This window comes from Pseudomonas lactucae (genome assembly GCF_016937615.1).
GTDB lineage: Bacteria > Pseudomonadota > Gammaproteobacteria > Pseudomonadales > Pseudomonadaceae > Aquipseudomonas > Aquipseudomonas lactucae.
On the sequence record NZ_JAFHKI010000253.1, the window covers coordinates 1 to 4512 of the forward strand.

Genomic DNA, 4512 nt, shown 5'->3' on the forward strand with positions numbered 1-4512 from the left:
CCCCGATAGCAATCTACCAGTTGATGATTTTGTAACTGATACACCGCTATCGGGGGCAAGCCCCCTCCCACATTGATCGCACTCCGATTCTTGCTCTGCACTGGCCTTGATATCATGAAAACAACACCCAAAAACCGCCTGGCCAACCCCGGCTGGTTCCTTGTCACGCCCTCTGTCGCCATGCTGCTGGTGTGGATGATCGTGCCGCTGGGCATGACCCTGTACTTTTCGCTGATCCGCTACAACCTGCTCTACCCCGGCGAGAACCAATTCGTGGGGCTGGAGAACTTCACCTATTTCATTACCGATTCGGGCTTCCTGCCCGGCGCCACCAATACGCTGTTGCTGGTGGGCAGTGTGCTGCTGATCAGCGTGGTGTTCGGCGTGTTGATCAGCGCCCTGCTGGAGGCCAGTGAGTTCTTCGGCCGCGGCGTGGTGCGGGTGTTGCTGATTTCGCCGTTCTTCATCATGCCTACCGTGGGTGCGCTGATCTGGAAGAACCTGATATTCCATCCGGTGTCGGGGATTCTCGCCGCCGTGTGGAAGCTGTTCGGCGCCGAGCCAGTGGACTGGCTGGCGCACTACCCGCTGCTGTCGATCATCATCATCGTGTCGTGGCAATGGCTGCCCTTTGCGATCCTGCTGTTGATGACCGCCATGCAGTCCCTCGACCAGGAACAAAAGGAAGCCGCACGCCTGGACGGTGCCGGCGCCATCGCGATTTTCTGGCACCTGACGTTGCCGCACCTGGCGCGCCCGATTGCCGTGGTGGTGATGATCGAAACGATCTTTCTGCTCTCGGTGTTCGCCGAAATCTTCACCACCACCAATGGTGGCCCCGGCTACGCCTCGACCAACCTCGCCTACCTGATCTACAACCAGGCGCTGGTGCAGTTCGACGTGGGCATGGCCTCGGCCGGCGGCTTGATTGCCGTCGTCATCGCCAATATCGCGGCGATCATCCTGGTGCGGATGATCGGCAAAAACCTGACTGACAAGCCTTGAGGGCCGCGCCATGACGCTTCAACAATCCCGCCGCCTGCAAAGCCTGCTGCTTGGCACGTTGGCCTGGGCCATCGCGATCCTGATTTTCTTCCCGATCTTCTGGATGGTGCTGACCAGCTTCAAGACCGAAATCGACGCGTTCGCCACCCCGCCGCAGTTCATCTTCACGCCGACGCTGGAGAACTACCTGCACATCAACGAGCGCAGCAACTACTTCAGCTACGCATGGAACTCGGTGCTGATTTCGTTCAGCGCCACTGCGTTGTGCCTGCTGATCTCGGTGCCGGCCGCCTACTCCATGGCGTTCTACGAAACCCAGCGCACCAAGGGTACGCTGCTGTGGATGCTGTCCACCAAGATGCTGCCGCCAGTGGGCGTGCTGATGCCGATCTACCTGCTGGCCAAGAGCTTCGGCCTTTTGGATACGCGCATTGCGCTGATCATCATCTACACCCTGATCAACCTGCCGATCGTGGTGTGGATGGTGTACACCTACTTCAAGGACATCCCCAAGGACATCCTCGAAGCCGCGCGCCTGGACGGCGCCACCCTGTGGCAGGAAATGGTCCGGGTGCTGCTGCCGATCGCCAAGGGAGGCCTCGCCTCCACCGTGTTGCTGTCGTTGATCCTGTGCTGGAACGAGGCGTTCTGGTCGTTGAACCTGACCTCGTCCGCCGCCGCGCCGCTCACCGCGCTGATCGCCTCCTACTCCAGCCCCGAAGGTTTGTTCTGGGCCAAATTGTCCGCTGTCTCGACCCTCGCCTGCGCGCCGATCCTGATCTTTGGCTGGATCAGCCAGAAGCAGCTGGTGCGTGGGCTGTCCTTCGGCGCGGTTAAATAATAATTCCTAGCGGAGGGCCCATCATGGCCAACCTGAAAATCAAGAATCTGCAAAAAGGCTTCGAAGGTTTCTCGATCATCAAAGGCATCGACCTGGAAGTGAACGACAAGGAATTCGTGGTGTTTGTCGGCCCTTCGGGCTGCGGTAAATCCACCCTGCTGCGCCTGATCGCCGGCCTGGAAGAGGTCAGCGACGGCACCATTGAACTCGATGGCCGCGACATCACCGAAGTGACCCCGGCCAAACGCGACCTGGCGATGGTGTTCCAGACCTACGCGCTGTACCCGCACATGAGCGTGCGCAAGAACATGTCGTTCGCCCTGGACCTGGCCGGCGTCGACAAGAAGCTGGTGGAGAGCAAGGTCAACGAAGCGGCGCGCATCCTCGAGCTGGGCCCGTTGCTGGAGCGCAAACCCAAGCAACTCTCCGGCGGCCAGCGTCAGCGCGTGGCGATTGGCCGCGCGATTGTGCGCAACCCGAAGATTTTCCTGTTCGACGAACCGCTGTCCAACCTCGACGCCGCCCTGCGCGTGCAAATGCGCCTGGAGCTGGCGCGCCTGCACAAGGAACTGCAGGCGACCATGATCTACGTCACCCACGACCAGGTCGAAGCCATGACCCTGGCCGACAAAGTCGTGGTGCTCAACAGCGGCCGTATCGAGCAGGTCGGCTCGCCACTGGAGCTGTACCACCAGCCGGCCAACCTGTTTGTGGCGGGTTTCCTGGGGACCCCGAAGATGGGCTTCCTCAAGGGCAAGGTCACGCGGGTCGAGGCGCAAAATTGCGAGGTACAGCTGGACGCCGGCACCTTGATCAGCCTGCCGCTCAGCGGCCCGACCCTGAGCGTGGGCAGTGCCGTGACCCTGGGCATTCGCCCTGAACACCTGGAAATCGCCGTACCTGGGCAAACCACCCTGACCGTCACCGCCGACGTTGGCGAGCGCCTGGGCAGCGACACCTTCTGCCACGTCAACACCGCCAACGGCGAGCCGCTGACCATGCGAATCCGTGGCGACATGGCCAGCCAATATGGCGAAACGCTGCACCTGCACCTGGACCCGGCGCACTGCCATCTGTTCGACACCGACGGCGTGGCCGTGACCCGCCCACTGCGCGCCGCCGCCTGATTTCGCGAGTACTCCGTTATGAAGCTGAATAAACACAACCTGACCCAACTGGCGCCGCAGGTAAACATCCCGACCTATGCGCTTGCCGACACATCCCAAGGCATCGCCCATATCGGCGTCGGCGGGTTCCACCGCGCGCACCAGGCGTATTACACCGACGCTTTGATGAACAGCGGCGAAGGCCTGGACTGGAGCATCTGCGGTGTCGGCCTGCGCGCCGAGGACCGCAAGGCCCGCGATGACCTGGCCGGCCAGGATTACCTGTTCACCCTGTATGAGCTGGGCGACACCAACGACACCGAAGTGCGCGTGATCGGCTCGATCAGTGACATGCTGCTCGCCGAAGACGGCGCCCAGGCGTTGATCGATAAGCTGGCGGACCCTGCGATTCGCATCGTCTCGCTGACCATCACCGAAGGCGGTTATTGCATCGACGACAGCAACGGCGAATTCATGGCCCACCTGCCGCAGATCCAGCATGACCTCGCGCACCCCGCTGCGCCGAAAACCGTATTCGGGTTTATCTGCGCCGCCCTCACCCAGCGCCGCGCCGCCGGCACCCCGGCGTTTACGGTCATGTCCTGCGATAACCTGCCGCACAACGGCGCCGTCACGCGCAAGGCATTGCTGGCGTTCGCCGCCCTGCACGACGCCGGGCTGCATGATTGGATCAAGGCCAACGTGAGTTTCCCGAATGCCATGGTCGACCGCATCACGCCAATGACCAGCACCGCGCACCGCCTGCAACTGCACGACCAGCATGGCATCGATGATGCCTGGCCGGTGGTGTGCGAGCCCTTCGTCCAGTGGGTGCTGGAAGACAAGTTCGTCAACGGCCGTCCGGCCTGGGAAAAGGTCGGCGTGCAGTTCACCGATGACGTGACGCCCTACGAAGAAATGAAAATCGGCCTGCTCAACGGCAGCCACCTGGCGCTGACCTACCTGGGGTTTCTCAAGGGTTACCGGTTTGTGCACGAGACCATGAACGATCCGGTCTTCGTCGCCTATATGCGTGCCTACATGGACCTGGACGTCACGCCGAACCTGGCGCCGGTGCCCGGCATCGACCTGACGGCGTATAAGCAGACGCTGGTGGAGCGCTTCTCCAACCAGGCCATTGCCGATCAGTTGGAGCGCGTGTGTTCGGATGGGTCGTCGAAGTTTCCCAAGTTCACCGTGCCGACCATTAATCGCTTGATTGCGCAGGGGCGTGAGACTGAGCGCGCGGCGTTGGTGGTGGCTGCCTGGGCGTTGTATCTGAAGGGGGTGGACGAAAACGGGGTGAGCTACAAGATCCCGGATCCACGCGCGCAATTTTGCCAGGGGCTGGTGAGTGACGATGCATTGATCAGCAAACGCCTGTTGGGCGTGGAAGAGATTTTCGGCACAGCTATTCCCAACTCGCCTGCATTTGTGGCAGCTTTCGAGCGGTGTTTTGTGAGCTTGCGTGATAACGGCGTCACAGCGACCCTGCAAAACCTCCTGAAGAAACCGGCTTAGAAATGTGGGAGGGGCTTGCCCCCGATGGCGGTGTGTCAG

4 protein-coding genes are annotated in these 4512 nt (G+C 61.4%); all 4 read left to right on the top strand.

Annotation, left to right across the window (positions count from 1 at the left end):
* The first annotated feature begins 114 nt into the window (after positions 1 to 114).
* The 4 genes from JWR98_RS29060 to JWR98_RS29075 are packed head-to-tail and all read left to right on the top strand — an operon-like array spanning position 115 to position 4473.
* Positions 115 to 1005, top strand: coding sequence for a carbohydrate ABC transporter permease (locus tag JWR98_RS29060; protein WP_078733061.1), 891 nt, complete (start codon positions 115 to 117; stop codon positions 1003 to 1005).
* 10 nt (positions 1006 to 1015) lie between these two features.
* The gene (locus JWR98_RS29065; protein ID WP_003173672.1) at positions 1016 to 1846 is read left to right on the top strand and encodes a carbohydrate ABC transporter permease; all 831 of its coding nucleotides are present in this window, start codon (positions 1016 to 1018) and stop codon (positions 1844 to 1846) included.
* Between the two features lie 23 nt (positions 1847 to 1869).
* Entirely contained in the window at positions 1870 to 2973 is a 1104-nt protein-coding gene (locus JWR98_RS29070) for an ABC transporter ATP-binding protein (protein WP_003173671.1), read from the top strand.
* 18 nt (positions 2974 to 2991) lie between these two features.
* Positions 2992 to 4473 carry a mannitol dehydrogenase family protein gene (locus tag JWR98_RS29075; protein WP_078733060.1) on the top strand — a complete coding sequence of 494 codons (1482 nt, stop codon included), beginning with the start codon at positions 2992 to 2994 and terminating at the stop codon, positions 4471 to 4473.
* The last annotated feature ends 39 nt before the right edge of the window (positions 4474 to 4512 follow it).